The sequence below is a fragment of the Variovorax humicola genome (assembly GCF_037889915.1).
GTDB lineage: Bacteria > Pseudomonadota > Gammaproteobacteria > Burkholderiales > Burkholderiaceae_C > Variovorax > Variovorax humicola.
In genome coordinates this window covers 15,927-41,941 of sequence record NZ_JBBKZV010000037.1, presented here as the reverse complement: position 1 = coordinate 41,941, position 26,015 = coordinate 15,927, and the positions used below count along the sequence as shown (strand labels likewise).

At 64.1% G+C, this 26,015-nt stretch carries 19 protein-coding genes and 2 pseudogenes; 9 read left to right on the top strand and 12 right to left on the bottom strand.

Annotated features, from left to right (window positions below; genetic code table 11):
- Positions 1-102 precede the first annotated feature (102 nt).
- The 4 genes from WKW80_RS32135 to WKW80_RS32120 all read left to right on the top strand — a co-directional run bounded on the left by WKW80_RS32135 (position 103) and on the right by WKW80_RS32120 (position 3,887).
- Entirely contained in the window at positions 103-1,128 is a 1,026-nt protein-coding gene (locus WKW80_RS32135; RefSeq protein WP_340367649.1) for an aromatic ring-hydroxylating dioxygenase subunit alpha, read from the top strand.
- Between the two features lie 43 nt (positions 1,129-1,171).
- Positions 1,172-2,377: an ABC transporter substrate-binding protein gene (locus WKW80_RS32130; protein ID WP_340367648.1), complete on the top strand. Its 1,206-nt coding sequence runs from the start codon at positions 1,172-1,174 to the stop codon at positions 2,375-2,377.
- A gap of 5 nt (positions 2,378-2,382) precedes the next feature.
- Positions 2,383-3,444, top strand: a complete 1,062-nt coding sequence (locus tag WKW80_RS32125; RefSeq protein ID WP_340367659.1) for a xylose isomerase — start codon at positions 2,383-2,385, stop codon at positions 3,442-3,444.
- A 152-nt stretch (positions 3,445-3,596) separates the two neighbouring features.
- Positions 3,597-3,887 carry a DUF1330 domain-containing protein gene (locus WKW80_RS32120; RefSeq protein WP_340367647.1) on the top strand — a complete coding sequence of 97 codons (291 nt, stop codon included), beginning with the start codon at positions 3,597-3,599 and terminating at the stop codon, positions 3,885-3,887.
- Between the two features lie 106 nt (positions 3,888-3,993).
- Here WKW80_RS32120 and WKW80_RS32115 read toward each other — a convergent pair whose 3' ends face one another.
- Positions 3,994-5,619, bottom strand: a complete 1,626-nt coding sequence (locus WKW80_RS32115; protein ID WP_340367646.1) for a phospholipase D-like domain-containing protein — start codon at positions 5,617-5,619, stop codon at positions 3,994-3,996.
- Positions 5,620-6,211: 592 nt separating this feature from the next.
- On the bottom strand, positions 6,212-7,075 hold the full coding sequence (locus tag WKW80_RS32110) for a fumarylacetoacetate hydrolase family protein (RefSeq protein WP_340367645.1): 864 nt from the start codon (positions 7,073-7,075) through the stop codon (positions 6,212-6,214).
- Between the two features lie 238 nt (positions 7,076-7,313).
- Here WKW80_RS32110 and WKW80_RS32105 point away from each other — a divergent pair, with 238 nt between their 5' ends.
- Positions 7,314-8,246 carry a LysR family transcriptional regulator gene (locus WKW80_RS32105; protein ID WP_340367644.1) on the top strand — a complete coding sequence of 311 codons (933 nt, stop codon included), beginning with the start codon at positions 7,314-7,316 and terminating at the stop codon, positions 8,244-8,246.
- Between the two features lie 20 nt (positions 8,247-8,266).
- On the opposite strand, the gene WKW80_RS32100 is transcribed toward WKW80_RS32105, so the two are convergent.
- The 3 genes from WKW80_RS32100 to WKW80_RS32090 are packed head-to-tail and all read right to left on the bottom strand — an operon-like array spanning position 8,267 to position 11,750.
- Positions 8,267-9,460, bottom strand: a complete 1,194-nt coding sequence (locus tag WKW80_RS32100) for a CaiB/BaiF CoA transferase family protein (RefSeq protein ID WP_340367643.1) — start codon at positions 9,458-9,460, stop codon at positions 8,267-8,269.
- Positions 9,461-9,471: 11 nt separating this feature from the next.
- Complete coding sequence (locus tag WKW80_RS32095) at positions 9,472-10,251, bottom strand: enoyl-CoA hydratase/isomerase family protein (RefSeq protein WP_340367642.1); 780 nt, start codon at positions 10,249-10,251, stop codon at positions 9,472-9,474.
- Positions 10,251-11,750, bottom strand: coding sequence for an aldehyde dehydrogenase family protein (locus WKW80_RS32090; RefSeq protein ID WP_340367641.1), 1,500 nt, complete (start codon positions 11,748-11,750; stop codon positions 10,251-10,253). Before WKW80_RS32090 ends, WKW80_RS32095 begins: the two co-directional genes overlap by 1 nt.
- A 244-nt stretch (positions 11,751-11,994) precedes the next feature.
- Between WKW80_RS32090 and WKW80_RS32085 the strand changes: the two genes are divergently transcribed.
- Together WKW80_RS32085 and WKW80_RS32080 are read left to right on the top strand one after the other, a co-directional pair.
- Positions 11,995-12,570 (top strand): malonic semialdehyde reductase, encoded by a 576-nt coding sequence (locus tag WKW80_RS32085; RefSeq protein ID WP_340367658.1) that lies wholly within the window; start codon positions 11,995-11,997, stop codon positions 12,568-12,570.
- 116 nt (positions 12,571-12,686) lie between these two features.
- A complete protein-coding gene (locus WKW80_RS32080; protein ID WP_340367640.1) occupies positions 12,687-13,634 on the top strand; it encodes a VOC family protein in 948 nt (315 codons plus the stop codon).
- Positions 13,635-13,826: 192 nt separating this feature from the next.
- Here the strand turns inward: WKW80_RS32080 and WKW80_RS32075 are convergent.
- Together WKW80_RS32075 and WKW80_RS32070 are read right to left on the bottom strand one after the other, a co-directional pair.
- Positions 13,827-15,109: pseudogene (locus WKW80_RS32075) on the bottom strand (aminotransferase class V-fold PLP-dependent enzyme).
- Between the two features lie 8 nt (positions 15,110-15,117).
- Positions 15,118-16,716 (bottom strand): AMP-binding protein, encoded by a 1,599-nt coding sequence (locus WKW80_RS32070; RefSeq protein ID WP_340367639.1) that lies wholly within the window; start codon positions 16,714-16,716, stop codon positions 15,118-15,120.
- Positions 16,717-16,852: 136 nt separating this feature from the next.
- Between WKW80_RS32070 and WKW80_RS32065 the strand changes: the two genes are divergently transcribed.
- Positions 16,853-20,221 (top strand): AfsR/SARP family transcriptional regulator, encoded by a 3,369-nt coding sequence (locus WKW80_RS32065; protein ID WP_340367638.1) that lies wholly within the window; start codon positions 16,853-16,855, stop codon positions 20,219-20,221.
- A 271-nt stretch (positions 20,222-20,492) separates the two neighbouring features.
- Here WKW80_RS32065 and WKW80_RS32060 read toward each other — a convergent pair whose 3' ends face one another.
- Complete coding sequence (locus tag WKW80_RS32060; protein WP_340367637.1) at positions 20,493-21,371, bottom strand: SHOCT domain-containing protein; 879 nt, start codon at positions 21,369-21,371, stop codon at positions 20,493-20,495.
- Positions 21,372-21,577: 206 nt separating this feature from the next.
- Here WKW80_RS32060 and WKW80_RS32055 point away from each other — a divergent pair, with 206 nt between their 5' ends.
- The gene (locus WKW80_RS32055; RefSeq protein WP_340367636.1) at positions 21,578-22,384 is read left to right on the top strand and encodes a transglutaminase-like domain-containing protein; all 807 of its coding nucleotides are present in this window, start codon (positions 21,578-21,580) and stop codon (positions 22,382-22,384) included.
- 125 nt (positions 22,385-22,509) lie between these two features.
- Here WKW80_RS32055 and WKW80_RS32050 read toward each other — a convergent pair.
- From WKW80_RS32050 to WKW80_RS32035, 4 genes and pseudogenes are all read right to left on the bottom strand, one after another.
- A pseudogene (locus WKW80_RS32050) lies at positions 22,510-23,055 on the bottom strand (LysR substrate-binding domain-containing protein); the annotation flags it as partial.
- A 121-nt stretch (positions 23,056-23,176) separates the two neighbouring features.
- Positions 23,177-24,922, bottom strand: a complete 1,746-nt coding sequence (mdoH, locus tag WKW80_RS32045) for a glucans biosynthesis glucosyltransferase MdoH (RefSeq protein ID WP_340367635.1) — start codon at positions 24,920-24,922, stop codon at positions 23,177-23,179.
- A gap of 23 nt (positions 24,923-24,945) precedes the next feature.
- Positions 24,946-25,863, bottom strand: coding sequence for a cytochrome b (locus tag WKW80_RS32040; protein ID WP_340367634.1), 918 nt, complete (start codon positions 25,861-25,863; stop codon positions 24,946-24,948).
- Positions 25,808-25,993: a hypothetical protein gene (locus WKW80_RS32035; RefSeq protein WP_340367633.1), complete on the bottom strand. Its 186-nt coding sequence runs from the start codon at positions 25,991-25,993 to the stop codon at positions 25,808-25,810. The genes WKW80_RS32040 and WKW80_RS32035 overlap by 56 nt, the downstream gene beginning before the upstream one ends.
- Positions 25,994-26,015 lie beyond the last annotated feature (22 nt).

The following is a 26,015-nucleotide window of genomic DNA, read 5'->3' as shown; positions in this document are numbered from 1 at the left end:
ACCTACTTAACTAATATGCAGGCATGGGTCATGCTAGACGTGTACCTACCTACCCTCGGAGCGGCACGCCGCAACGATCTACGCCGAAATGGAGTGCCCCAGATGAATGTCCCCTACGCATACGATGCCTGGTATCCCCTTGCTTGGTCGCGAGATATCGGACGCCAACTCGCTACGCGGCGAGTTCTCGAGGAAGATCTGGTGGTCTACCGTACCGAGGACGGGCAAGTCGCCGCACTCGAAGATGTCTGCCCCCATCGCTTGGCACCCCTGTCGTTGGGCACGCTGCGCGGAAACGCGGTGGAGTGCGGCTATCACGGCCTTACTTTCGATTGCAGCGGGCAATGCGTGTCCGCTCCAGGCATGGCACGCGCACCGACAGGCGCTCGCGTTAGAAGCTATCCCACCGCCGAGAGCATGGGGATGGTCTGGGTGTGGATGGGGGATCCCGCGAAGGCCAACGGCAGCGAGGTTTTCCATCTCGCGGAGTACGACGATCCTGCCTATAGCGTTGTGGAGGGAGACGCGCTGCCGGTTCAGGCCAACTACCTGAGTCTGGCTGACAACTTGTGCGATCCGACCCATGTGGTCTATGTCCACAAGACGACGCTGGCCAGCGCCGGCCGAGAAGAGACCCGTGTCCAGCATGAACGCCAAGGCAACAAGGTCATCACCTGGCGCTGGGTGATCGACGGTCCCCTGATCCCGGTATTTGAGGGCCTCAAGGATTTCGGCGGTGCCAACGTAGACCGCTGGCACTACTACCACTACCACGCACCCTGTATCGCCGTCATCGACTTTGGATCCGCGCGCACGGGCACTGGCGCTCCCGAGGGGAACCGGGAGGACTGCATCCGGATGTTCGCCTGCCACTTCATCACCCCGATCGATCAGCACAGTTGCATGCAGCACTGGTTGTGCCTGAAGAACTCGCCATCAAGTCCGGAAATCGACGACCGGCTGCTCGCGGGTTTGAGACTGGCTTTCAACGAGGACAAGCGAGTGCTCGAGGCAATCCAGCGAAACGAAGACAAGCCGCGCGAATGGAAGCGCATCAATCTTGCCCTGGACGCATCGTCCATCAAGATGCGCCGCATCGTCGAAGAAATGGCGTCTTCCGGCTCCTGACAAAGCAGACCAGCCTTCCCTTTTCCCCACAAGGAGTTAGCTCATGAACGCGACAAGTTTTCGTTCCATCCGCCTTCTGGCGGCCGGCTTCGCCCTCGCAGCAGGCGCTGCGAGCGCGCAGGACACGCTCAAGATCGGCGAGATCAACAGCTACAAGGCATTGCCGCAGAACCTGGTGCCTTACCGGCAGGGATGGCTGCTGGCACAAGACGAAATCAACGCTGCTGGCGGCCTGCTTGGCCGCAAGATGGAAACCATCTTCCGCGACGACAACGCCAACCCGGGCGACGCCGTGCGCATGGCGGAAGAGTTGCTCACACGGGAGAAGGTGGATGTACTCAGCGGAGTGACGCTTTCGCATGTCGGTGTTGCACTCACCGACTTCGCCAAGCAGAAGAAGGTGTTCTTCTTGGCCACCGGGCCATTGAGCGACAAGGTGGTGTGGGACAACGGCAACCGATATACCTACCGCCTGCGATCGGGCACGTATGCGCTGGCAGCCTCGGTCGTCCCCGAGGCTGCGAAGCTGAAGAAAAAGCGCTGGGCGTTGATCTACCCCAATTACGAGTACGGGCAAGCCGCCGTTGCAGCCTTCAAGGAGAACCTCAAGAAGGTGCAGCCGGATGTTGAATTCGTGACAGAGCAGTCGCCTCCTCTGGGAAAGATCGATGCGGGTGCCATAGCGCAAGCCATCGCAGACGCGAAACCAGATGCGATATTCAATGTGCTGTTCGGCAGCGATCTGACGAAGTTTGCGCGCGAAGGGAAGAACCGTGGGCTGTTCACGGGCCGAGATGTCGTCAGCCTGCTGACCGGAGAGCCGGAATATCTGGATCCCCTGAAGGACGATGCCCCTGACGGATGGATTGTGACCGGCTACCCATACGCCAACATCGACACGCCGGAACACAAGGCCTTCCTGGCCGCGTACCAGAAGAAGTACAACGACTATCCACGCCTCAACTCGGTTGTGGGATACGCAAGTGCCAAGGCCCTGGCCGCTGGCATTCAGAAAGCGGGTTCCACCGAGACCGAGAAACTCGTTGCCGCGTTCCGTGGGCTTGAGTTCCTGTCGCCGTTTGGTCCCGTCGTGTTCAGGCCGCAGGACAACCAATCCACTCTCGGAATCTTTGTGGGTCGAACTGCGTTGAAAGATGGCAAGGGCGTGATGCCGGCTGGGACCTATGTCGATGGCAGCAAGCTGCAACCGTCCGAGGACCTCATCCGCAAGCTCCGCAACGCATCGTGACCCGCATGGTTTCCCAGATTCAACTTCCGCCGATTGGCTGCAATGGGCGCGGGGCGCAAGCGTCCTCGATCGCCGCGCCTGTCTCCTTGACGGAACCGTCGATCGAAGAGCAGTTCCGACTGGTCCATGAAGCGGGTGTCTTCGACAGCTTCGATCGGCTGCCGATGGCGAATCAGTTGGATACTTACCTGAGTTGCATCGAGCGCTATGAATTGCCCGTCCTGACGGCGAGTTGGTTCTACGTGCTTGGCCAGGACGAGGAGCTGCTGTCGGAAAAGCTGCGCCTTGCGGCGGCTGTCGGCGCTCGGCAGCACAACATCATGATTCATTGGCATGACGCCAACGGCCGCTCCATCACGGACCGGGAGGTCGCCGAGTTCTATTTGAGAGCCTATGACCAAGGCATGCCCCTGGGAGTCGAGCCGACCTTGGAACTTCACGTCAACATGTGGAGCGAGGATCCACGCAGAGTGATCCCGGTCGCAGACGCAGTGCGCAGCCGTGGTGTGCCCTTCCACTTCACACTGGACTACAGCCACGTGATCTTCAAGATGGGAAACGACGAGGAACTTCGGCTGTGCGGGCTGTACGACGATGTGACCGCTGGCCGCGTCGAGCTCGATCCGCGCCGCAACAACAGCCTGGTTGACCAATGGCTGGAGATGGGGATCGTGCGTTGGTTGCAAATTCGCTCCGTTGCTCCAAATGGACCACGCAATGCCTGGTCCATCCTGGACACTACCCAGCCAGTTGCTGCAGTGCCCCAGCACTCTCTTTTCGACTACTGCACTGGGGTGCCTGGCCGCGGCATACTGTACCCATTCGAGCAGCCTGGTCCTGGGGAATGGCACTCGCCATGGGAATCAGCTGCATTGGAATGCACGCGAGAAGTGGTGCGCAAGGTGCTCATTCACCATGCGAAGACGCCTGACTCGGGACTCAGAGCGATTACCACGGAGATGATCAACCTACCCGACTACGCGCACAACGCCCGCTTCTCGTTGATCGGGCAAAACGCGGCGATCGGACGGTTCGTCCGGACGACCTGGGCCGAGTTGGTCCGGTGAACTGCAGCGCAGCCTCTTCAAGCGGGGCTTCGCAGCGTCGAGTCGCCAGTTGGCGGAGCGCCCCGTCCTTTGCATCGGACGTGACACAGGCTTGCAGAAGATCGAGACTCGCGGCACAGTCGGGCGTTTAACTCGGACTGAAACGAAGCCCCATGCCAAAAGCCTACTGGGTCAGCACGTATCGCGCGGTCAACGATTCCGACAAGCTCGCCGCGTACGCGAAGCTGGCCGGCCCTGCGCTCGTTGCAAATGGCGCGCGTTTCCTGGCGCGCGGCGAACCATCCAAGGTCTACGAGCTCGGCCTGATGCAACGCACGGTCTTGATCGAATTCGACAGCGTCGAACAGGCAATGGCTGCACATGACAGCCCTGCATACCAGGCAGCCCTGGCCGCGCTGGGCGACGGCGCCGACCGCGAGATCCGCATCATCGAGGGCGTCTGAACGGAGGGCGACGGGACGCACCAAATCACCACCGAAGCAGGACAGGCTCGTCACCGACCCGCCAGCCTCGCAGGCTCTCAAGCTGAGCCCGCCCCCCGGGCCTTGTCTACAGCAGCGACTCCGGGATCAGGAGCGACTGGATGTAAAGCTTCGTGCGGGTCCAAAGGTCAGCGCCGGGCTCGTCATCGACTACCTCCATTCCGTTGCGCTTGTCCATCCATACCCATTCCAGGTCACGCTGCTTGCCTTGCTTCAGTCGCACCTGGTAAGACGCTTCTCGCTTGAGCAGTTCCAGCAAGCCGAGAGCCTTGGCCGCCAGTTCAGGGCTATGAATGAAAACGCCGAATTCGGTGTTCAGCGCTTCCGAGCGAGGATCGAAGTTCACCGAGCCGATGACCAGGCGCTCGCGGTCGATTACGGCGGCCTTGCTGTGCAGACCTAGCGAAGTGTTCGCGACCTCGCCGGGCAGCAGCAGGCGCTGTCCCAGATTCGGATGCAGTTCGAAGATCTCGACGCCGGCGCGCAGGAGGTCGTCGCGGTAGCGCCGGTAGCCGGTGTGCACCACCGGCTCGTCGGTGGCGGCCAGCGAGTTAGTGATGAGGCCGATGCGCACGCCGCGCCGGGCACTATTGCGTGCGCCCCGTAGTGCCTCGGGACCGGGTACCAGGTACGGTGACGCGAGCCAGACCTCGCGTTTCGCACTTTCGAACTCGGCGATCAGCAGACGACGGCTGTTGTCCAACAAGGCGCCGCTGGGCAGACGCCCAGTTTCCAGTTCGCCCCAGGCTTTGGCCGGCGAATCGGCAAAAGCCTGGGCGCTGCCATACACCATCGACACCCGGCCGGCGATCAATTCGTCAACCACTGGCGCAAGACCCAATCGATCCAGTCCGTGAAAGGGCATCGGGTCCAGCGTGCCGACGCCATCCACCCGCGCATCGAAGGCGCGGCGCAAGACATCTGGCGGATCGGCCGGGCGGAGCACCGAGGGGGCGGTACGCACCTGCTCGGCATTCCAATACTCGTCGAACAAGCTGGCCATTTGCGCGACCACCGGGCCGGCCGCGAGCATGTCGAAGTCGAAGAAGTTCGACAGAGTGCTGCGCATGAAGTATTCGTCGCCCAGGTTGCGCCCACCGGTCACGGCCAGCACGCCATCCGCGATGAAGAGCTTGTTGTGCATCCGATGGTTGATCCGGTTGAAGTCCAACAGCGCTGCGGCGAAGCGCTTGGACACGCTGCCACGCGTCGGGAAGGGGTTGAACAGGCGTATTTCGACGTTGGGGTATTCACCCAGGCCACCCAGCAACGGCTCCAATCCGTCGGTATACAGGTCGTCCAGCAGCAGGCGCACACGCACTCCGCGCTGGGCCGCATTGCGCAACTCGCGCAGCACCAGCCGGCCGGTAGCATCGTCGCGTAGTTGGTAGTACTGCAAATCGAGCGAGCGTTGCGTGCCGCGCAGCAAGAAGAGTCGAACATCCAAGCCGCTGGGGCCAAGGAGGAAGCGAAAGCCGCTGGCGCCCGGCTCGGCGCCGGTCATCGAAGCCCGTGAAACGCCATCCAAAGGCGTCGCGGGACCTTGCGCAGAAATCGCCGTGGTGTAGTTGCGCCGCCCTTCGTCCTGCAGTGTGGCGCAGCCCGAGAGACCGAGCGCGGTGACGGCGACGCAGGCAAGCAGCAACTGGCGGATGCGTCGGCGCATGACGAGGGTGTCACTGGATGGCAGCACCAGCGAGCTCCGTCAGCTCTTTCAGCCGTTCGACGCCGGAGAGCCCCAGAAGGCCGGCAAACAACAATACGATCCAGACTCGAAGCGGTCTCATGTCAGTGGTCCATGACGCCGAGCGTCTTCCGCGACGCAATGAAATCGGGGCCAGCAAAGCGGAGCCTGTTCGTGGGCACCCGCGGAACCGGCTTTGCCGGGCCGCCAGGTGCGCCCCCTTGAGGGGCAAGCGCCGCAGGTGCTTCGGGGGTGTTTCATCCTGGCCATCTACAGAAATCTGCACGCCTCTTCGAATGCAAGCCGCGGGCTGCGCGCGAAGAGCTTGACCGAATCCTCGACGCCCAGCGTGCACAGGAAATTAATTCTCACGTGGGTGCCCCCACATTTCCAATGTCAGGACTGTCGGCGAACGACAGCCGCGCACCGGCAAGCAGCTTGGGCAATTGATCGTAAAACGTCAAGTCCATGCCGATGATCGCCGTTCACCGTACCTGTCGAACCTCTTCGGCATTGCCTGGGGCAATCATTCAGCCCCGGGGATCGCCGCAGCAGGCAATTGCGTCGACGGCCCCTGAAGTTCGATGCAGCCGCACGGTCGCTATTGCCTATATGCGTTATCGACGATTGGCGAGGTCACTGCGCAAACGCCATGCACGTTGACCTCAACCACCGAGCCGGGCTTTGCGTACCGCCGCGGCTTCTTGCCAAACCCCACACCTGCGGGGGTGCCACTCGCAATGACGTCGCCGGGACGCAACGTTATTGTCTTGCTGATGTGTTCGATCAGCGGCCCGAACGTGAACACCATGTCCGCCGTCGTGCCATCTTGCATCGACTCGCCATCCAGCGTGGTGGTAAGCCGCAGGTTGTCAGCGTCGACAGCGTCGCTGGTGACGATATACGAGCCAATCACGCCGCTGTTGTCGAGGTTCTTTCCGAGGCCCCACTGGCCGGTGCTCAGCGTCATGGCTTCCAGTTGCGACGCACGGCCGCTGAGGTCATTGAAGACGGTATATCCGAGCAGACCTTCGAGCCCGCGCTCCGGGGAGGCATCCGTCATCGTGTCGCCCACGATTGCCGCCAGTTCGACCTCCCAGTCGATTCCGTCAGGTTCCGATGCCGGCACAGGAACTGGCGTCCCGGTCGGCACCAGTGTCGAGTACCAGCGCGCGAAAAGATTGGGAAAGGGTGGCATCGGGAGTCCGCCTTCCTTGCCGTGCAGCACATAGTTGATCGCCACGCAAATCACCTTGGACGTTGGCGGAACGGGTACCGCCAACGTCAAGTCGGCGAGCGGCAACGAGCCCTCTTGGAGGAGTGCCGCCTTGGCGCGCCACGCGGAAACGTCCGCGTAGAAAGATTCCAGCGAGGTCAAAGGTGCAACTTTGTCGTCGAATACGACGCCCATTTGAGTAGGCGAGGCATCTCCGGCAGTGGTTGAACGGTAGGCAATCAGTTTCATGAGATCAGTCTCAGGTTGGTTGGGGAAGGGAAATGCAGCTTCAGACCTGAAGTTGCGGGATGCGAACAGGTGCACGTCCCGTTCGCGCGCAGGCACCGGCACCACCGACGGTGGTCAAATGCGCGTCGAGGCAACGCGCCGGAGTCTGGCGGTCGCATGCACCGGTGTTAGTCTGATGAGGTAGAAGTCGCCAAGCACCCGTGGCTTGGACAGCCATAGTCCCGGAAAGATTCGAACGATGATTGATCTGAAGAGCGTCGACCTTCATCTCTTGGCTTGCTTCGATGCGTTGATGGCAGAAGGGTCGGTCACACATGCCGCCGTACGGATGAGCCTGAGCCAGCCGGCGATGTCCAATGCGCTTGCCAGGCTTCGCGACATCTTTCGAGATCAACTGCTGGTGAGAACAGCACGTGGGATGGTTCCGACCCCGCGGGCCGTCGAACTGCATGCGTTGGTGCGCAGCACCCTGCAGGCCTTTACCAGCCTGATGTCGGAAGGAAGTGACTTCGATGCATTGGCGTCGACGTCGCGAATTACCGTTGCGGTCAGCGACTACACAAGCGCCCTCCTCGTGCCGCACCTGCTGCCCCTGATGCGTCGGGAAGCGCCTGGCATGGAGGTGACACTTGTGGCCCCCGACCAGAGTCGCGTGCGCGAAGGGCTCGAGAGCGGTGAGGTGGATCTGATGATCGGATATTTCGTGGATCTCTCCGAAGGGCTTCGGGCTGTGGAGCTGTACGTGGACAAGTTCGCCTGCATCGTGGCTGCCGGCCATCCCGTCATTCGCGGCTCCCTGGATCTCGATACCTATATCGCTGCGGCGCACGCGCGCCGCGGCACCGCGACAACGAATCCGTTTGCGCTCGAAGTGATGGTGGATCGTGCCCTCGAGGAACAAGGGCTGCGCCGACGCGTGGCGCTTCGCACCCAGACGGCCTTCGGTCTGGCACAGGCCGTCGCCTGCAGCGACCTCGTGGCCAGCATGGCAAGGACAGGTGCGACGCACTACGCAAGCATCTTCGACATTCAGGTGTTCGCCCTGCCCTTCGCCATGGAGAATCCGACCATCTCCATGGTTTGGCACGAGAGAACCCACCGCCACGCGGCCCAGCGCTGGTTCCGCGAGGCGGTCCGGCGCTGCGGCGCGTGGGACGCTCGCGACGCCTGAGACGGAGCACGGAATCGCCGTCATAGCACGGTCGCGGCCCCTTCCAGGCCGAGTTCTTGCAGCAACGCCGAGCGATGTTCATCAAGACGCGGCGCTCGGATAGGTCGTGCCGGCGGCGAACCAGCAAACTGAATGGGATTGCCGGCGACTTTGAGCCGGCGATCCCGTCCGATCGGAAGTTCGACCAGCATGCCGCGCGCGATGACCTGCGGATCACTCATCACATCTTCAACGTCGTTGAGCGAACCGCAGGGAATGCCAGCCGCGCGAAGATGCTCCAGCCAACTCCCCACCGACCTCGACGCGAGTGCCGCGTCGATCTGCCTCTTCAAGTCCGAATGATGTTCGCACCGGGCCGCGTTGGTCGAAAATCGCGGGTCATCGCACAGATGAACCGTGCCGAGAGCGTCGCACAGTTTCACGAACATCGCATCGTTTCCGGCCGCCACCACCAGCTGGCCGTCCAAGGCCTGGAAGAGGCCGAAGGGCGTGATCGATGGATGGCGGGAACCTATCGGTGCGGGCGTCCTCTTGTCGACTTGAAGACGCGCAAGCGCGTTCTCCAACAATGCCACCTGGCTGTCAAGCATCGCCACATCCACATGCTTTCCGACACTGGTACGGATGCGCTCGAACACGGCCGCCTGGATGCCAATGGCGGCGAACATTCCGGCGGCCAGGTCGCCGATCGAGACACCCACCCGAGTCGGAACTCCACCCTCCTCACCGGTGAGGCTGAGCAGCCCGCCCATGGCCTGCACCACCATGTCGTACGCGGGAAGGTCGCGATACGGACCCGTCTGACCAAACCCGGAGATCGACGCCAGTACGAGACGCGGATGCTCGCGATGCAGCTTCTCCCACGAGTAGCCAAGTCTTGAAAGAGTACCCGGGGTGAAGTTCTCGACCAGGATGTCCGCGCTCTCGAGGAGTCGATCGAAAACGACGCGGTCTTCGGCTCGCTTCAGGTCGAGCGCGATCGACTCCTTGTTGCGATTGATCGAGAAGAAGTATGCAGAGATCGCCTCCTCGCCTTCAGCGACAAAAGGCCCGACCTGGCGCGCGTCGTCGCCCTTCTCCGGGATTTCCACCTTGATCACGCGCGCACCGAGATCGGCAAGGATCATGGTGCAGTAGGGGCCGGCCAGTACTCGCGTCAGATCGACGACGACAAGACCACTCAGCGGTCCGGAGCTTCGAGCTTGGAGTTTCAAGATGGCAATCCTCAGGAGTTTCGTTGGGCAATCGCGTCGGTGACTCGGGCAGCAATCAGGTCGCCATCGATCGCGTCGACAAGCGCGCGGTGAGCGCGCTGCGCGGCAAGCTCGTCCCAGCCCGGAGCGGTTGCATTGAGGGCTTGCTTCATCGCCGCAAGTGCGTCCCCAGGCATCGAAGCGATCCGTGCCGCGAGTTCGGAGATTCGCCCCTCGAAGCTGGCGATCGGGACGACTTCACTTACAAAGCCCGCGGCAAGCATTGCATTGGCGTCGAGCGTCGCGGCAGTGAGCACCAGCCACTTGGCCTGAGTCAAACCCAGGCGCGTCGAGAATCGGCGCAGCGCACTTGCGTACAGTGCCAGGCCAAAGCGGGCTGCAGGCATGGTCATCGTCGCCTGCTCCGAGCCAATGCGAAGGTCGCACGCGAGCGCGAGATCGGTCGCACCGCCGATCGCAGGCCCATTGAGCGCGGCGAGCGTGATCAATCGCGTCCCCTCCAGCCGATTGGCGACGCGCTCGAAGTCCGCCTGAACCTCGTCCGCGCTCACCGCGCCGCTGGTGCGCTCCACCAATGATGGGAGGTCGAACCCAGCGCTGAAGTACCGGCCCACGCCCGTGATGACCAGGACATGCACGTCAGCACGAGCTTCGGCGTCGTCGAGGCAGTGGTGTAGCGCCTCCAGTTCGCGGGGTCGCAAGCTGTTGGCTCGTTCTGGTCGGACGAGGTCGATCCGTGCCACCCGAGGTGAGGGGAAGCTCAGGCGTATGGTTTCCGGAGTCACTTGCATCACTCCAGATTCACGATCACGGTCTTCTTGTGCATGAAGTGGTCCAGCATCGACTCAAGTGACAGTTCCTTGCCCAGCCCGGATTGCTTGATACCGCCGTAGGAAATGTTGGGGCCCGCAACTTGGTTCTGGTTCACCTGCACAAGGCCCGCTTCCAGACTCTGCGCAGTAGTGAGAGCGACTTTGATGTCCTTCGTCCAGACGCTCGCGGCCAAGCCAAAGTCACTGTCGTTGGCAATCTCGATAGCCTCGTCCAAGGTGTCGAAGCGGATGACGCAGGTGACCGGGCCGAAGATCTCCTCACGCGCCAAGCGACTCTTGTTGGTCAAACCGGTAAAGAGGACAGGCTGCAGAAACAGACCACTCTTCAAGGCGGAATCTTCGGGCAATGTGGAACAGCGGATCGCGACGGCGCCCTCTTGCGCCTCGCCCAATTCGATGTAGTGCTTGACTTTCTCGTACTGCGAAAGCGAAACGATGGTCCCGATGTCGGTAGCCTCATCCAGAGGGTCCCCCATGGTCAACCCGTTGACGCGTTCCGCCAGTCTTCGCACGAACTCATCATGCACAGCGCCATGCACCAGCATGCGGCTGGCCGCCGTGCAGCTCTGGCCCTGCCGGGTGAAGCGCATGCCCGCAAAGGCGCCTTCGACCGCTTGCGCAAGATCAGCGTCGGGCATCACGATCATCGGACTCTTGCCACCCAGCTCCAGCGTGGCCGGGATGAGTTTTTCAGCGGCGGCGTGCGCAATGATCCGGCCCGTTGCCACCGAGCCGGTGAACGTCACCTTGCGCACTGCGGGATGGTTGACGAGCGGTCCGCCGCACGCTGGACCATCGCCGGACAAGATGTTGAGGACACCCGGCGGCAACACCGAGTTCAGGATCTGGACAACTCGGAGTACACCAAGCGGCGCCTCTTCGGCGGACTTCACGACGACTGTGTTTCCCGCTACGAGCGCGGGCGCAATCTTGAAAGCCATGATGAGTGCCGGCACGTTCCAGGGGATGATGACCCCGACGACTCCCAGGGGCTCCCGCGTCGTATAGGTGAGAGCCGTCGGCTTCAGAGGAACCGTCTCGCCCTTGAGCTCGGGTGCCAGGCCAGCAAAAAAATCCAACGCATCGGCCGTGGCAACTATCTCGGGTCTGCTCTCTGTCCGCAACGCCTTGCCGGTCTCGAGCGCCACGAGCCGCGCGATCTCCTCCGTATGCGCGGAGAGCGCGCGCGCAGCCTCGGCAAGCAACCGACCCCGCTCGCGCGCCGGTAGTTTTGACCAGGAGACCTGAGCGCGAACCGCAACTGCCACGACATTGTCGACATCATCCGAGTCGGCATCGGCTGCGTCGGCGATGCGTTGTCCCGTTGCCGGGTTCACTACCGGAAACGTGCGCTTCGAAACGGCCTGAACGAGTTTGCCGTCCACAAGGTTGAGGCCAGACAACTGGCGAGCGAGCGTGAACGGATCGTCTAGGACGGTGAGGGATCCAGTGGTCAAGGTGATCTCCGTTTTTGGGTTGGAAACTTCGGAGCCGCAATGGTCGGAAGGATCGGCGAATCGCGCAATTCAGCAGGGCGAATGTTCCGATTCGTTGCGCGTGATAGTGGCTGTCATGGCTCAGGCAGCACCGTCGGCGAAGCTGATGGGCCTATTGACGCCGCTTTATTGCGCCGAATATTCAGGACGGGTGGAATCGCAGCATCCGAACCGACCTGGACACGCAAGTGGAGTGCACATGACGATGACGCTGACTGTGGAGCAGATATTTACGGAAGCCCGATCGCAGAACGGCTACCTCGACGAGCCCGTGAGCGACGAAATGCTTCATCGCCTGTACGCTACCTTGAAGTGGGGTCCCACCTCGGCCAACTCATCGCCTGCACGGTTCGCCTTCGTCCGTTCCCCGGGAGCCAAGCAGCGCTTGATCGACTGTGTAAGTCCAGGAAACACGGAGAAAGTCAGACAGGCCCCGGTCTCCGTCATCATTGGCATGGACATGCGGTTCTTTGACCAATTGCCTGAGCTATTCCCTCACGCGGACGCCAGGAGCTGGTTTGTCGATCAGCCGACGCTCGTGGAAAGTACCGCGTTTCGGAACTCAAGCCTCCAAGGTGCGTATCTCATCATTGCCGCGCGGGCGCTCGGCCTCGATTGCGGGCCCATGAGCGGCTTCGACGCCAACCAGGTAGACGAAGCGTTTTGGTCCAACTCGACGGTGAAGACAAACTTCATCTGCACGCTTGGCAAGGGTGATCAGGCAAAGGTCTTCCCGCGGAATCCGCGGCTTCCGTTTGATAGAGCTTGCCGAATGCTCTAGTGCGAAAGACATGTGACGCTGCGAGCCCAAACGGTTGTGCTGCGTCTTATTTGGCCGTCCGCGGTTTTCAACGAGTGCCGAGCAATGGCACTGAAGATTGTTCAATAGGAGAGACGATGATCAAGGTTCGTGGCGCGAAATATGTGGTCTTTGGGGTGAGCAACCCGGACGACACAAGAGAATTCATGACAGACTTTGGACTCGTGCCGGTGGCGTGGCACGACGAGGCGACCTATCTGAGAGGCGCACTCCCCAGCCCCTATGTCTACATCGCCGAGAAATCGGGCGACCCTTCGCTGAGGGCCTTTGGCATGGAGTTGGAGAGTCCGGCAGATCTCGTGCGCGCGGCTGAAATCGAGGGGGCGTCGGGGATCCGCGAACTGGATCGACCCGGTGGTGGGCGCGTCGTGGATGTGTTCTTGCCAGGAGGGATCAGGATCGAATTGGTTCATGGAATAGCGGACTTCGAACCGTTGCCAATCCAGTCAGCCCTGGTGATCAACGAGGGGCAACGCAAAGCCCGTTTCAATGCGCCTCAGCGACCACCGCGCGTGCCCGCGCAAGTGCTTCGACTCGGACACGTCGTCCTTGGCGTACCGGATCCAATCGCTGCCAAGGACTGGGCGGTCCAAAACCTGGGGATGATTGTCTCCGACGCGATGCTCGTGCCCGGGTCCAAGGACGAATACATCGGCTTCTTCATGCGCTGCGACCGCGGCAGCACGCCCTGCGACCACCATACCTTGCTGATTACGAAGTCCGATGTGCCAAGCGTTCATCACGTGGCCTTTGAGGTTCAAGACATCGATACCGTCTTCATGGGGCATGAATGGATGATGATGAGAACGCACCGTCCTCACTGGGGCGTAGGCCGCCACGTCCTGGGCAGCCAGGTCTTTGATTATTGGTGGGATCCCGATGGCTTCCGCGTGGAACACTACGCCGATGGCGATCTCTATGACAACACCGTACCGGCCGACATTGTGCAAGGGACGGACGATCACTTGTGGGCATGGGGGCCCGAGGTGCCTCCCGCCTTCTTCCAAAAGACGCGTCACATTTGACGGCGGAACGACGAATCACCCTCACCGCCTGTACGCGCACTGGTGGCGCGTCGCGGCTGCGGCGAACTGCCTGCGCGCTTGTGCCCCCGGATCACGAACAGGTGTCGGTTGGAACATGAACGTCCAGGCGTGAGTTCCCCTGTCGGGAGGAAACGACGGGGAACCTCGCTGCGGACCTGCCGTTGCAGGAAGTCACTGCCGGGATCCCGAAGAGACAATCTCGGCCAGCGCGTCGACTACATGGTCGACCTCGTCGAAGGTGTTGTAGAAGTAGAAGCTCAGACGGCAACTGGCGCGAATGCCGAGCGCCTGATGCGCGAGCGTCGCGCAGTGGCAACCCGCGCGTGCCTCGATCCCGGCGTCGTCGAATGCGCGCGCCAGATCGAACGGATCGTGCCCGGCCACGTCGAAGGCGACGAGCGCGCTGCGGCGTGCCGCCTCGCGGGGGCCATGGATCGTGATGCCCTCGATGGCGCCGAGCCGCTCGAGTGCTCTCGCAGTCAGTCGTCGGCACCATGTCGACACCCGCCGCATCGCGAACTCGACGTCCCGGCGCTCGATGGACCTGTCGCTGTCGAAGTAGCGGGCTTGCCCCGACGGCGAAGCCAGGTCGAGCAGCAGGCGCAGCGCTTGCGCCGAAACGATGGAGCCCAGGATGTTCGGCGTGCCGGCCGCGTACTTCCAGGGCAGCGCGTTGTAGCTCACGCTGCCTTCGAACACCCTCCCTTCGGCAACCATGTCGCCACCGTAGAGGAAGGGCAAGGACGCGTCCAGCAGATGCTCCCTGGCGACCAGCACACCCACGCCGAAGGGCGCCAGCATCTTGTGAAAGGAGAACGACAAATAGTCGACATCGAGCGCCTGCACGTCGATGAAGTTGCCCGGCACCAGTTGCGCCCCGTCGATCAACAGATATGAACGGCGCTCGCCGTCCGGCTGCACGTAGCCGCTCGCATCCGCGATGGCGCGCAGCGCTGCAAGCGGATTGAGGGTGCCCAGAAAGTTCGACGCGCCGGTACAGCACACGAGTTTGGTACGCGCGTCGACCAGCGACGCGAGATGGTCCAGGTCGAGCGTCCCGTTTGCCGGATCGAAGCGCGCCAGCCGCAACGCCACGTGGCATCGCGAAACTCGGTGAGCAGCGAGTACATGACGGTGTTGTGCGCCTCGGTCACGTTGCGCACCAGCACGATGTTGTTGCGGCTGCGCGCCCCGACGAAGCGCGCAATGTCGTCGTATGCCGCTTCGAAAAGCCTGGTCGTGTGTTGCGATGCGCTGGACTGTCCACGATGCACGTTCTCGTATTGCGGCGCCAGCGCGGTGTAGAGCGCGAGCAGCTCGCGCGGCGGCTGGGTGCTGGCGGCATTGTTGGTTGCGATACGACCCGCCTTGGGAAACAGGAAATGCTGTCGGATCGACTCGACGTCCCACGCGTCGAGCGACACGGCGTCGATGCTGCGCAAGGCGGCGCTCATCGCGCGACTCACGACATCCCCACGCTTTCCATGCGTTCGGCATCGCGCGCCCGCAGCACGCGGCGCAGCGGCTTGCCCGCTGGATTCCTGGGGATTGTGTCGACCGCCACCACGTCGGCCAGCCGCTTGTGCGACGCCACGCGCTCGGCAAACCAGGCTTTGAGCACTTCCGCGTCGAGCTCGCTGCGCGGAACGACCCAGGCAACGGGTAACTCGCCCGTGTATTCATCGGGTCGGCCGATGACGGCCGCATCGGCGATCGCGGGGTGGGTCATCAGCAACGCCTCCAGCTCGGCGGGCGCCACCGATTCGCCGTTCACCTTGATCAGTTCCTTGAGCCGGTCGGTGATGAAGACGAAGCCGTCCGCGTCGATCCGGCCGATGTCGCCGGTGCGGATCCAGCCGTCGGCTGTGAGCGTTGCCGCCGTGGATTGCGGGTTGCCGAGGTAGCCGGCAAATAGTTGCGGGCCTCGGAACCACAGTTCGCCGGCTTCACCGCGCGGCAGGTCGCGACCCGTGGCCGGGTCGACCACGCGCGCCTGCGTGCCCGGCACCACCTGCCCCACCGAGCCGGGACGCAGTGCGCCGCGCGTATCCACCAACGTCAGCACCGCCCCCACCTCGGTCATGCCGTAGCCTTGCACCGTCGGGCACTTCAGGCGCGCGCAGACGCGGTCTTCCAGCGCTGCGCCCATGGGGGCGCCGCCCGAACCGACGAGTTGCAGCGAGGACAAATCAAAGGTGCTGACCAGCGGGTGTCCGGCCAGGAACTGCATGACAGGCGGTACGGCGATGACATGCGTGACGCGCTGGCTGGCAATGGCGCAAAGAAAGGCCTCGGGCTCGAAGCGCGGCAGCGTCACGAGCGTGCCGCCCGCGGCCAGGCCGGACAGCGTGGTCAGCACGAAGCCCATTGCATGGAACATCGGCAGGAAGGCCAGCGACACCATGCCTTGCGGCCACTCGCTGCCCTGCACGATCTGACAGACGTTGGCCACGATGGCTCGGTGCGTGAGCATCACGCCCTTGGGCACGCCGGTCGTGCCCGAGGAAAAAGGCAGGAGTGCCAGAGTGTCGGGATCGGCTGACGCGAGGGGCTCGGGCCCGTTGCTTGTCAGCAGGCCCGCCAGCGGGAGCGCGTCGCCCGCCTCGGCAACGCCCGCGACGATGAAGTGCTCGCAGCCTGTTTGCTCCGCGGCCCGGCGCACCGTATCGAGCAGCGGTGGCACGGTGAAGGCAAAGCGCGCCTTGGAATCACGCAGCTGTTGCGCCAGTTCGGCCACGGTGTAGCCTGGATTGGCACCGCTCACGCTCCCGCCCGCCGCCATGGCGGCGAGCGCGACGACGACCCATTCCGGGCTGTTGGGGCTGCAGATCAGCAGCGTGTCGCCGGGCCTGAATCCTTGCGCAGCCAGTCCCGCGGCCGCCCGACCGATCTGCTGGTCCAGCGCTGCGCAGGTGATGGTGCGCCCGGTGGGGGCGTCGATCATGGCCAGGGCGTCCGGCCGGCGCCGGATGGCCTCGCGAATGAACTGCGGTACGGTCGTGGAGGGCAAGGCGCGGGCCAATGCGGGGCCCTCGACAATGGGGGAGGCGGTGTTCGACATGCTTTCACTCCTTCAGGTGGACGGACGCTACGCAGACTTGCGGGCTTAGCATCGAACCCCGGCGTGTTTGCAGCGTGTTTGCGGCGTGTTTGCAGCGTGTCTTCTGCGTGGCAATGCGCAGATCGAGAGGCTGAAAGTGCAGGGATTGCGCGTACTGCTGTTGGGACAGGGGCGGCTCGAACTGGACGGCCAGGCGCTGACGCGCCTGCTTGCGCCCAAGCAACAGGCGCTACTCTTCTACCTTGCGGCGATGGGTGGCTCGGTCGCCCGCACGAAGCTCGCCTCGATGCTCTGGAGCGAACTGGACGAAGCATCGGCCCGATCGAACCTTCGTGGTGCACTCTCGCGCTTGCGCCGCTGGTTGCCCGAACTGTTGCTGGTCGATGCTCAACAAATCGGCCTTGCGCCCGGCGCGGCATGGGAAGTGGACCTGCACGCCTTGACCCGGGCCATGTCATCGCCCGAAATGGCGCCTGCCTGTCGCTGCGCGGCGGCGGACGCCTGGCGTGGGCCGCTGCTGGATGGCTTCGAAGTCGGGAGCGCGGAGGGCTTCGAGGAATGGCTCGCGCAAGCGCGTCCGCGCGCCCAGCGCGAGCTTCAGTTGCTGCGCCACGATCTGCTTCGACGCAGTGAAGCCGCAGGCGCACTCGACGACGCGGCCTCGCAAGCCCGCTGCCTGCTCGACGTTGACGACGCCGACGAGGCGGCGCACATGGCGCTGATGCGCCTGCTGGCGGCAACCGGCCGTCGCACGGCCGCCATCGCGCAATACGAAGCCTGCCGCGCCGCGCTCCTCCAACGGCTGGGCGCCAGGCCGTCGGCCGAGTGCTACGCGCTCTACACACGCATTCATTCGGACGCCGGTGCGCCGAAGGCCGCGCGCGTGTCGCCAGAGGCGGTGGCGGCGCCATTGCATGAGCCGCCCGCCGAAAATGCCGCGAACACGCCACCATCGATCGCTCCCGCCGGGCCCGACCTGATCGGCCGCGAAGCCGAATTCGAGCTCGCGTGCGAGCGATTGGGCGACCCGGCCTGCCGCTGGCTCACGATCACGGGCCCGGGCGGCGTTGGCAAGACTCGGCTGGCCCAGTCCGCCGCCGAAGCGTGGGGGCCGCATTGCCGTCACGGCGTGCTCTGGCTCAGCGGCCGTGGCGACGGCGGTGGCGCGCTGCAGGACGCCGAAAGCCTGATCCAGCAGATCGTGGCGCGCACCGGTGCCGACCGTCACGTCGCGGGGGCGCTGTTGCTCGTGCTCGACAACCTTGAGAAAGTCCCTGCGGCGCGCGCCTTCGAGCCAATGCTGCGCGAGCGCGCGCCGGGCGTGAAGGTACTGGCCACCTCGCGCGTGCGGGTGGGCGGAGGCCAGGAATGGTTGCTGGAACTCGGTGGGTTGGGCATGGCGCCGGCGGTGCGGCTGTTCAGCGCGGCCGCGCGGCGGCTCGTACCGGGCTTCGATGCCGACGCGCAGGCCGAGTCCGTGCAACGCATCTGTCGTCTCGTCGGGGGCCTCCCTCTTGCACTGCAAATGGCGGCCCGCAGCGTCCACACCGCTGGCGTGGCACCCGTGCTCGAGCACCTCGACAAAGGCGATCCGCTGGTCGACGACGACCGCGACGAGACCGATCAGCACCGCAGCCTCGACACCGTGCTCGAGGACTCATGGGCGCTGCTCGATGCAGACGCGCGCGACACCGCGCTGCGGCTGTCGCAACTGCCGGGCGACTTCGATGCCGAACTGGCGCGCGTCGTTGGCGCCGGCGACACCGCGCTGGCGACGTTGCGCGCGCATTCCTGGTTGATGCGCAGCGGCGACGCGAAAGGCGACGGGCGCCTCGGATTTCATCCCTTGCTGCTGGCCTGGCTGCGGCGGCAGCCCGGCGCGTCCACGGCCCAGCCGATGGTGATGGAGCGGGTCGTGCAATGGCTGGACGAGCGCATGCCATCGGTCTCGCCCTTTTCCGACCTGCCAGCGGACGATGAAGGGGCTGCCGCCAGGGCGACGACGCTGGCCGACAGCGCTTGCGGCTCGGCGCCGACGCTGATGGCTGCGGCGCGCCTCGTTGCCGGGCGCATGCAGCCCTCGCGTGCGGCGGATTGGACCGACCGCGCCGTAGCCATGCTGCTGCACGCCGATCGGCAAGCCGAGTCCGCGACCTTGCTGGCGCAGGCGCTGGCATCTGACGAGCTGCCGCGATGGCAGAGGGTAGGCTGGGGGCTGCGGCGCGCCGAACTGCTCAACGGTTGTGGCGCGTCCAGGGCCGCACTGCGCGGCTACATCCATGCGCTGGCCGAACTCGGGCTGTGCAATGCCGACCTCGAACAGACGCCCTGGGCCGAGCTGATGCCGGCGACCCGCCGCTTGCTCGCCCTGGAGGAATGGCCGACGCACGACCCGTCCCGTGGCGCCTTCTCGGCCCTGGTCCTGCGCAGTCTCTACTGCACCATGGGCTTGTTGGTGTTCTCGCCTGACCAGCGCCCTTTGATGCGCATCTCGCTGGAGGCCGACGTACTGTTTCGACGCTTGCGCCTGCACGGCGGTCTTCGCGTGGGATCGAGCGCGCTTGCTTTCTCGACCGCGGGGCACCCCGCCATCGCGCGACGGCTGGTGGCGCGGGCCCAGAAACTGCAGGCGAGCCAGCCCTCCAGCGACCTGCGCGTGAGTGCCCTGTTCAGCGAAAGCCGCTGTGTCGTGCTCGCCGGCCTGGGCGACTGGGACACCCTGGCGCAGGAACTGGAGGCGTCGGCAGAGCAATTTGCCCGCCTGCGCTGTGGCCGGCAGGAAATGAACATGCGCGCGCTCTCCGCGAAATTGGCGTTCTTCCAGGGGCGGCTCGACGAGTCCCTGCGGCGCTTCCACGAACTCGATGAACTGGCCCTGCGCCGCCCCGGGGAATCGTGGCGCGCATGGGGCCCGATCGGGCTGGTCGAAGTGGGACTCTGCCTGGAACCGATCGATGACGTCATGTTGCGCAGCCACTACGAACGCGCCGTGCTTGCCATGACGGAAATGGAGAACATCGACGCCGCCTACACGTTACGTCGCCTCGGCCTGGCTGCGCGACTCGCTTGGCGCAGCGGCGACGTCCCGGCAGCACGGGCGGCGGTGTACGCCGGCGTGGCAGCTGCCCGTCGCATGCAAAGTGCGTGGTGGGCGCATGAGGGGTACGCGGGACTGGGCGACACCTTGCTGGCGCTGTGCGCGCATGAACCATCCAGCAGCGCCGAGCAAGGGCCCCTGGAAGAAGCGTGGCGGGCGTTCGAGCCTGCGCTGGCGATGCATGTGCGGCGCTTTCCGCCGGCAGCGATCCTGCAGTGGCGGCTTCAAGGCGCCCGAGCCCAGGCACAGGGCCGCATCGACGAGGGCCAGGCCCTATTGAAACGTGCGATGGCGTACGCCGAACGGCAACATATGCACGTTGAACTGACACGCGCTTGCCAGGCCTTGGGCGCCCACGGCCCGCAGTGCACAGCGTCGGAGCGAAAGGCCGATTCGTCCCCTGGGTAGACTTCGCGCCCGCTTTGCCTCGCAGCCGCAGCAATGCCGGGGCAGGTTCACGCTGCCAGCGCTCGATCGCGTGATCTTCCGCATCAGACTGGCGGCGTGCCGATGGTGGCGGGGATCGCTGCTTCTCCAGTGATCGAGCCGGGACTGGCGCTTCGAACCCTTCGTCGAGCTACGCCTGGCAGGACAATGTCTCCTGACGCCTGCAGCCATCGAGTTAAAAATGGATCCGCAATCAACTCGCGCCGCTCGCTGACTGACCTTCCGTCCCGCTTCAGATCCGGCTGAGCAACTCCGCCTTCTTGTTGGCGAACTCGTCATCGCTGATGACGCCCTTGGAGCGCAGGTCGGCCAGCCTCTCGATGGTGGCGAACACGTCCTGCTGGTTACCAGCGGGCGCGTTGTTGTAGCCATTGCCGTTGCTCGCGGTGGCCAGCGGGTTGACCGGCTCATTGAACGGCGCGGCAGATGACTCCACAATTGGCGCAAGGCCATCGACCGAGATCACGGGCAGGCTGGCGACGTCGATCAAGCCGTACTGGCTGTTGAAGCTGAGGGTGCCGCCGTACGACTGTTGCTGCCCGAAGCCGCCGATCTGGTGGTCGAGCGTGTTGTACACAGTGACGCGTCCATTGACCTCGATGGCCAAGCGCCGCGCCTGCGCGAAGTAGGCATAGCGCACGCCGTTCTGTGCGCCAGTGCTGTTGGGAAAGCGCAGGTCGGAAGGCCACCAGTCGTTCGTAGTGCCGGGCACGAACAGGCTCGCCTGGCCGAAGTTGCCGTTGCCTTGCTGCTGCCCGCCACCGCCATAGCTCGTCTGTGCTTGCCCGATGTTGTAGCCACCGCCCTGGCTTTGCGACTGGAAGCTGCCGCTGCGAACCAGGTCGGGCTGGCTGGCGACCAGGTTCGACAAGTCGTTGCACAGGCCGTCGACGCGGCCCTTCAGGTAGTTGTTGAACATGTCCGACAGCATGATCATGCCGCCGCGCATCCATTGGCCGGAGCCGGAGAATTCAGGGTGATTGAACTGTGCCTGGCTGCCGTTTCCATTGATCACGGAGTCCAGCATGCTGAGCGTCGCTTCAACGCTGAAGCCGTGGCGCTGCGCGATGTCGTTGATGACCTGCTGGCCGGCCGGGGAGAGTTGTCGCATGGGAGGTATTTGTCGAAAGATCGGGGGCGCGATTGTGAGGCCTCGACAAGACACTGTCGCGGCACGGGTTTTCAGAATAGAAATATCGCTGCGTCATCCCGAACTCCCGCTCAAGATCTGATTCGCACGAGCAGCGGCGCGGATATTTTTCGTGAACCAAACCGATCAGATCTGCGGAATTGCGAATCAAGGCGCATCATGGGCTGATGAAAATCCAGCTCGGTTTTGAAATCGCCTACCTGTTTCCCCAGCCGACGCCGATGATCCTGACCCTCAGCATTCATTACTCGCGCGCCTCGGATCTCCTGCGCCCGGACCATCTGCTCACCAAGCCGGCCGTGCCCACCACTGCGTACCGCGATTTGTTTGGTAACTGGTGTACACGCCTGGTCGCACCCGCGGGCCGCTTCGTACTGAGTACGGATACCGTGATCCACGACAGCGGCGCGCTGGACGTCGTCGCGCCCTCGGCGCCGCAGACGCCGGTGGAGTACCTGCCCGAGTCCACCTTGCTCTACCTGTTGGGTAGCCGCTACTGCGAAACCGACCTGCTGTCCGACTTTGCTTGGCAGCGCTTTGGGACCGGACCGACCGGCTGGGGCCGCGTTCAGGCGGTCTGCGATTTCGTGCACCAGCACATCGAGTTCGGCTACCAGCACGCCCGGCGCACCCGGTCGGCCTTTGAAGCCTTCAAGGAAGGGCAAGGCGTGTGCCGCGACTATGCGCACCTGGCGATCACCCTATGCCGCTGCCTGAACATTCCGGCCCGCTATTGCACCGGCTACCTCGGCGATGTCGGGACCCTGCCGCCGTACGGCACGATGGACTTTGCGGGTTGGTTCGAGGCTTTCCTGGGTGACCGCTGGTACACCTTCGATGCGCGTAACAACGTGCCCCGCGTCGGCCGCGTGCTGATTGCGCAGGGGCGTGACGCCAGCGACGTTGCGTTGTCCAGCACCTTCGGCCCCAACGAGCTGGACGGATTCAAAGTCTGGTGCGACGAGGTTCAGTGATTGAAAGGTACGCAGCGAGACTTCCGGTGTCAGCCTGGCGGCGCGGGCCGCCTGGTAGCTGCGATGCATCCGAGGACTGCCCGCTACCAAGCTTGGGATGTGAATTCATGTACGACATGTTGATCTCATGTCAGGCTGTTCTTGCCAGGCGGTCGCTGCGGCCTTGAAAGGCCTTCAAGATGAGTCACCAACAGCCGGGCCGCCGGTGACAGCCTCTTCTCGTCCTGGAAGCAGAGCGCGAACTGTCGCTGCGCCCATTTGTCGGACAGCGGCAGCACCTTGATTCCGAAACTGCCCGCGACCGGGAGTGCCACTTCGCTCGGCACCACAGCGATGCCGAGGTTTGCACGAACACAGCGCAGCGACGCGTCGAAGGTGCTGACCACCGCGCGGTAGTTGATCGGCTTGCCGATGATCGCCGCAGCCCGTCCGAGCATGGTGTGCACCGCCGTCGAGGCGGGCAGACCGACGTGGTCGAACGCCAGCGTCTGCTCGAAGGCGCAACGCTTCAGGCGAGCGATGGGATGTTTCGGATGGGCAATGATGGCCAGGTGGTCGTTGCGGTAGGGGCGCGTCTGGAACCCTTCGAGGTCGGCCGCATCCCAGCAGACGCCCAGCGGCGCAATGCCTTCCCGGAGCCCCCGCACCAGATCGCGGCTCTGTGCTTCCTCGAATCAGTGAGTGCATCACCCCTTTTGAACGTCAACTCCCTGTGCTTGCCGAATTGCGAGCTCGAATTGAATCCGTAGGGGCTGGTTTTTCGTTCCACGCGCCGCGGCAACATCGGCCGCTTCATTCCGCAGCCGGTACGGCAGACGGCGCCACCGACGCCTGTACCGGCAAGCTGCGCAGCGGCCCCGGCCCAGGTGCCGTCGAAGCTTCCTCCGGTATGCGACACAGGCCCCAACGCATGAGCCAGCGGCCGACCGCCGGGTGCGCGCTCAACCACGCGAACGGGATCGATCCGATCAGTCCGGCCAGGATGGGCGACCAGAACCAGAGCGCGCCCGGCGTCCGCAACAACACCACGCCAGCCAGCACGAGGCCCAGCGCCGTCTGCGGCCACAGGCCGCGCAACGCAACCTGCCAGTCGATGCGCTGTACGTCTCGCTGCTGTGCAACCCAGCCGACGCGGCGACCGAAGGGCAGTCCGAGCAAAAATGCGGTGACGGCCATGGCCACCACCGGCGCCGTGAGCACCCAGAAGCCGAATTCGAGCACGATGCCGCAAGCGATGCGCGGTGCGCCGCCATAGGCGCGACGCAGTGGACCGCACAGAAGCACGTCGACCAGGGTGGCGAGCTTGGGCGCCACGCTCATGCCCAGCATCATGAGGAACAGTGCGAGCCCGAGGTCCGGCCTGAAGGGCTGTTCACGCCACAGCCCGAGCACCATGAAGGCAAGCCAGGCTGGCGCGCCCAGATACATCGCGATCGCCAACAACAGCTGGCAGCGGCTGACGGGCCGAAGCCCAGGCATCGCGAGCAATTGCAGGTATTGCATGTTGCCCTGGCACCAGCGCAAGTCGCGCCGGATGAATTCGAGCAGGTTGGGCGGGTTCTCTTCCCAACTGCCCTCCTCGTCCGGCAGTACGCGGACTTCATAGCCAGCGCGCCGCATCAGCACGGCCTCGAGCTGATCGTGGCTCAGCACCGGGCCGCCGAGCGGCGGCGGGCCGGGCAACTCCGGCAGCTTGCAGTGCGCAGTGAACGGTTGCAGACGCAAGATGGCGTTGTGTCCCCAATAAGGACCGCAGTCACCCTGCCAACTGGCCGCGCCCAGCGTGTAGGAGCGCATGCCCAGCCGCATGCCGAACTGAAATATGCGCGTGAAGGCGCTGGCGCTGGGCAGCCCGGTTACCAGCGTCTGCAGGATGCCGATCGCGGGCCGCGCGTGCATGATGCGCACCAGCCGCAGCATCGCCCGCGGCGTCATCAGGCTGTCGGCGTCGAGCACGATGGCGTAGTCGTGCAGTGGGCCCCAGCTTTCGCAAAAATCGCGGATGTTGCCGGCTTTGAAGCCATGCGGCTGCTCGCGGCATCGGTAGCGCAGCGCGATGGCCGCGCCGAAGCGCGCCTGCAGTTGGGACATCATGCGGGCCTCGGCCGCCACGATCTCGGGCTCGTCGCTGTCGCTCAGGACGTAAAGGCGAAAGGCCGAAGCCTCACCGCTGTCGATCAGGCCTTCGAGCATCCAGGCCAGATTGTGAGAGAGCCGGCCCGCGTCCTCGTTGCGGACGCAGGCCAGCAGCGCCGTGGACGCCTCGATGCGCTGCCGCGGGTCGGCGGCCTGGATATGCGGCGCCGCCAGGCCGGCCGCATTGCGGCTGAAGCCCATCAGCGCCAGGCCGATGGCCGCATTCCAGAAGCCGACCACCGTCCATGGCAGCGTGACCGCGAAGGCCAGCAGCATCGCCAAGCCCGTCGCATCGACCCTTTCGACGAACAGCGTCGCAGCCATTAACCAGACAAGGCCGAGCCCCGTGGCTGCGACGGCGAGCGCGAAGCCAGCGCGACGCCAACGCAGGCCGGCACTCATTGCCGAAGCCGTTGCGGCATGCTTCACAGCATTCGGCGCAACAGCCCGTCGCGTCGGATGAAAGTGTGGTGCACCACGCCCGCCAGATGTCCCAGGATCATCAGCCCGATCGCGATCGCCCCGCACAAGTGCAGGAACGACAGCACCTTGGCGAGCGCCTCGTCCTTGCCCAGCGGGGACGGGATCGGCAACACATTGAAAACCGAAAGGGGAAAGCCCCAAGCATTGGTGGCAAGGAAGCCGATCACCGGCATCAGGACCAGCAGCACATACAGGCCGATATGGTTCGCATGAGCGACCGACCGCATCCATGCCGGCATGTCGGCCGGCAGCGGCGGCGGGGGGTTGAGGCGGCGATTGACGATACGAATCAGCACCAGCACGAACACCAGCACGCCCAGGCTCTCGTGCACGTTGTACAGCCGCATCTTCAAAGCCTCTTCGGTCGGCTCGAAGAAGCCGATCCAGATGCCGACTGGAATCATGACGAGCAGCAGCAGCACGGTCAGCCAGTGCAGCCAGCGGGACGAAGCAGCGTAGCGCGACACAGATGTCATTGTCAGACCTCCAGATTCGTCAAAACCGGCGCGAAGCGCGTGCCTGAGCGGCGTCATCCGGACCATGTCGCCGGCAACTGACCCTGGCACCGCCGGTTCAATGGCAAGCTCGATCGGGATGCGATTATCCCCGGCCAGGGCCATTGGGAAGAAGTCGGCTTGGCCAAATTCTGACCTACGCAGGCCGGAACGCACAGCACCAAGACAGCTGCCGAACGCCCCAGCGCGACCAAAGCGAGCAAGCCTCCGTGGGAGTATCCGGCGAAGTGGCAGCGAGGTCGGCGCGCGCATTGCGTTGCCGGCATTCGTCGGCACGCCGCGGGTGGCTTCAATGAGTTCGCCGGGCGTGGCGAGACGACCATCGGCGATATGTGATGAAGACATGCGGCGGCATGCCGAAGAAGCCTGCCAGCGGCTGATAGCCCGGCCGCGACACCCCGTGCATGAAGCCGCCAAGCGCGGCAGCGGGGATGAGGGTCGCATCGGCCTTGACAAAGCAGCGGCGGTCGGTCATTCGATGCTTCCCTGGGGTCTGT

Bases quoted from the DNA above. Each gene is read 5' to 3' on its own strand.
- WKW80_RS32080 (WP_340367640.1), top strand. From the start codon at position 12,687: ATGATCAAGGTTCGTGGCGCGAAATATGTGGTCTTTGGGGTGAGCAAC.
- WKW80_RS32085 (WP_340367658.1), top strand. From the start codon at position 11,995: ATGACGCTGACTGTGGAGCAGATATTTACGGAAGCCCGATCGCAGAAC.
- WKW80_RS32110 (WP_340367645.1), bottom strand. From the start codon at position 7,075: ATGAAACTGATTGCCTACCGTTCAACCACTGCCGGAGATGCCTCGCCT.
- WKW80_RS32120 (WP_340367647.1), top strand. From the start codon at position 3,597: ATGCCAAAAGCCTACTGGGTCAGCACGTATCGCGCGGTCAACGATTCC.
- mdoH (WP_340367635.1), bottom strand. From the start codon at position 24,922: ATGAGTGCCGGCCTGCGTTGGCGTCGCGCTGGCTTCGCGCTCGCCGTC.
- WKW80_RS32070 (WP_340367639.1), bottom strand. From the start codon at position 16,716: ATGTCGAACACCGCCTCCCCCATTGTCGAGGGCCCCGCATTGGCCCGC.
- WKW80_RS32055 (WP_340367636.1), top strand. From the start codon at position 21,578: ATGAAAATCCAGCTCGGTTTTGAAATCGCCTACCTGTTTCCCCAGCCG.
- WKW80_RS32105 (WP_340367644.1), top strand. From the start codon at position 7,314: ATGATTGATCTGAAGAGCGTCGACCTTCATCTCTTGGCTTGCTTCGAT.
- WKW80_RS32130 (WP_340367648.1), top strand. From the start codon at position 1,172: ATGAACGCGACAAGTTTTCGTTCCATCCGCCTTCTGGCGGCCGGCTTC.
- WKW80_RS32035 (WP_340367633.1), bottom strand. From the start codon at position 25,993: ATGACCGACCGCCGCTGCTTTGTCAAGGCCGATGCGACCCTCATCCCC.
- WKW80_RS32060 (WP_340367637.1), bottom strand. From the start codon at position 21,371: ATGCGACAACTCTCCCCGGCCGGCCAGCAGGTCATCAACGACATCGCG.
- WKW80_RS32135 (WP_340367649.1), top strand. From the start codon at position 103: ATGAATGTCCCCTACGCATACGATGCCTGGTATCCCCTTGCTTGGTCG.
- WKW80_RS32040 (WP_340367634.1), bottom strand. From the start codon at position 25,863: ATGTCTTCATCACATATCGCCGATGGTCGTCTCGCCACGCCCGGCGAA.
- WKW80_RS32095 (WP_340367642.1), bottom strand. From the start codon at position 10,251: ATGCAAGTGACTCCGGAAACCATACGCCTGAGCTTCCCCTCACCTCGG.
- WKW80_RS32125 (WP_340367659.1), top strand. From the start codon at position 2,383: ATGGTTTCCCAGATTCAACTTCCGCCGATTGGCTGCAATGGGCGCGGG.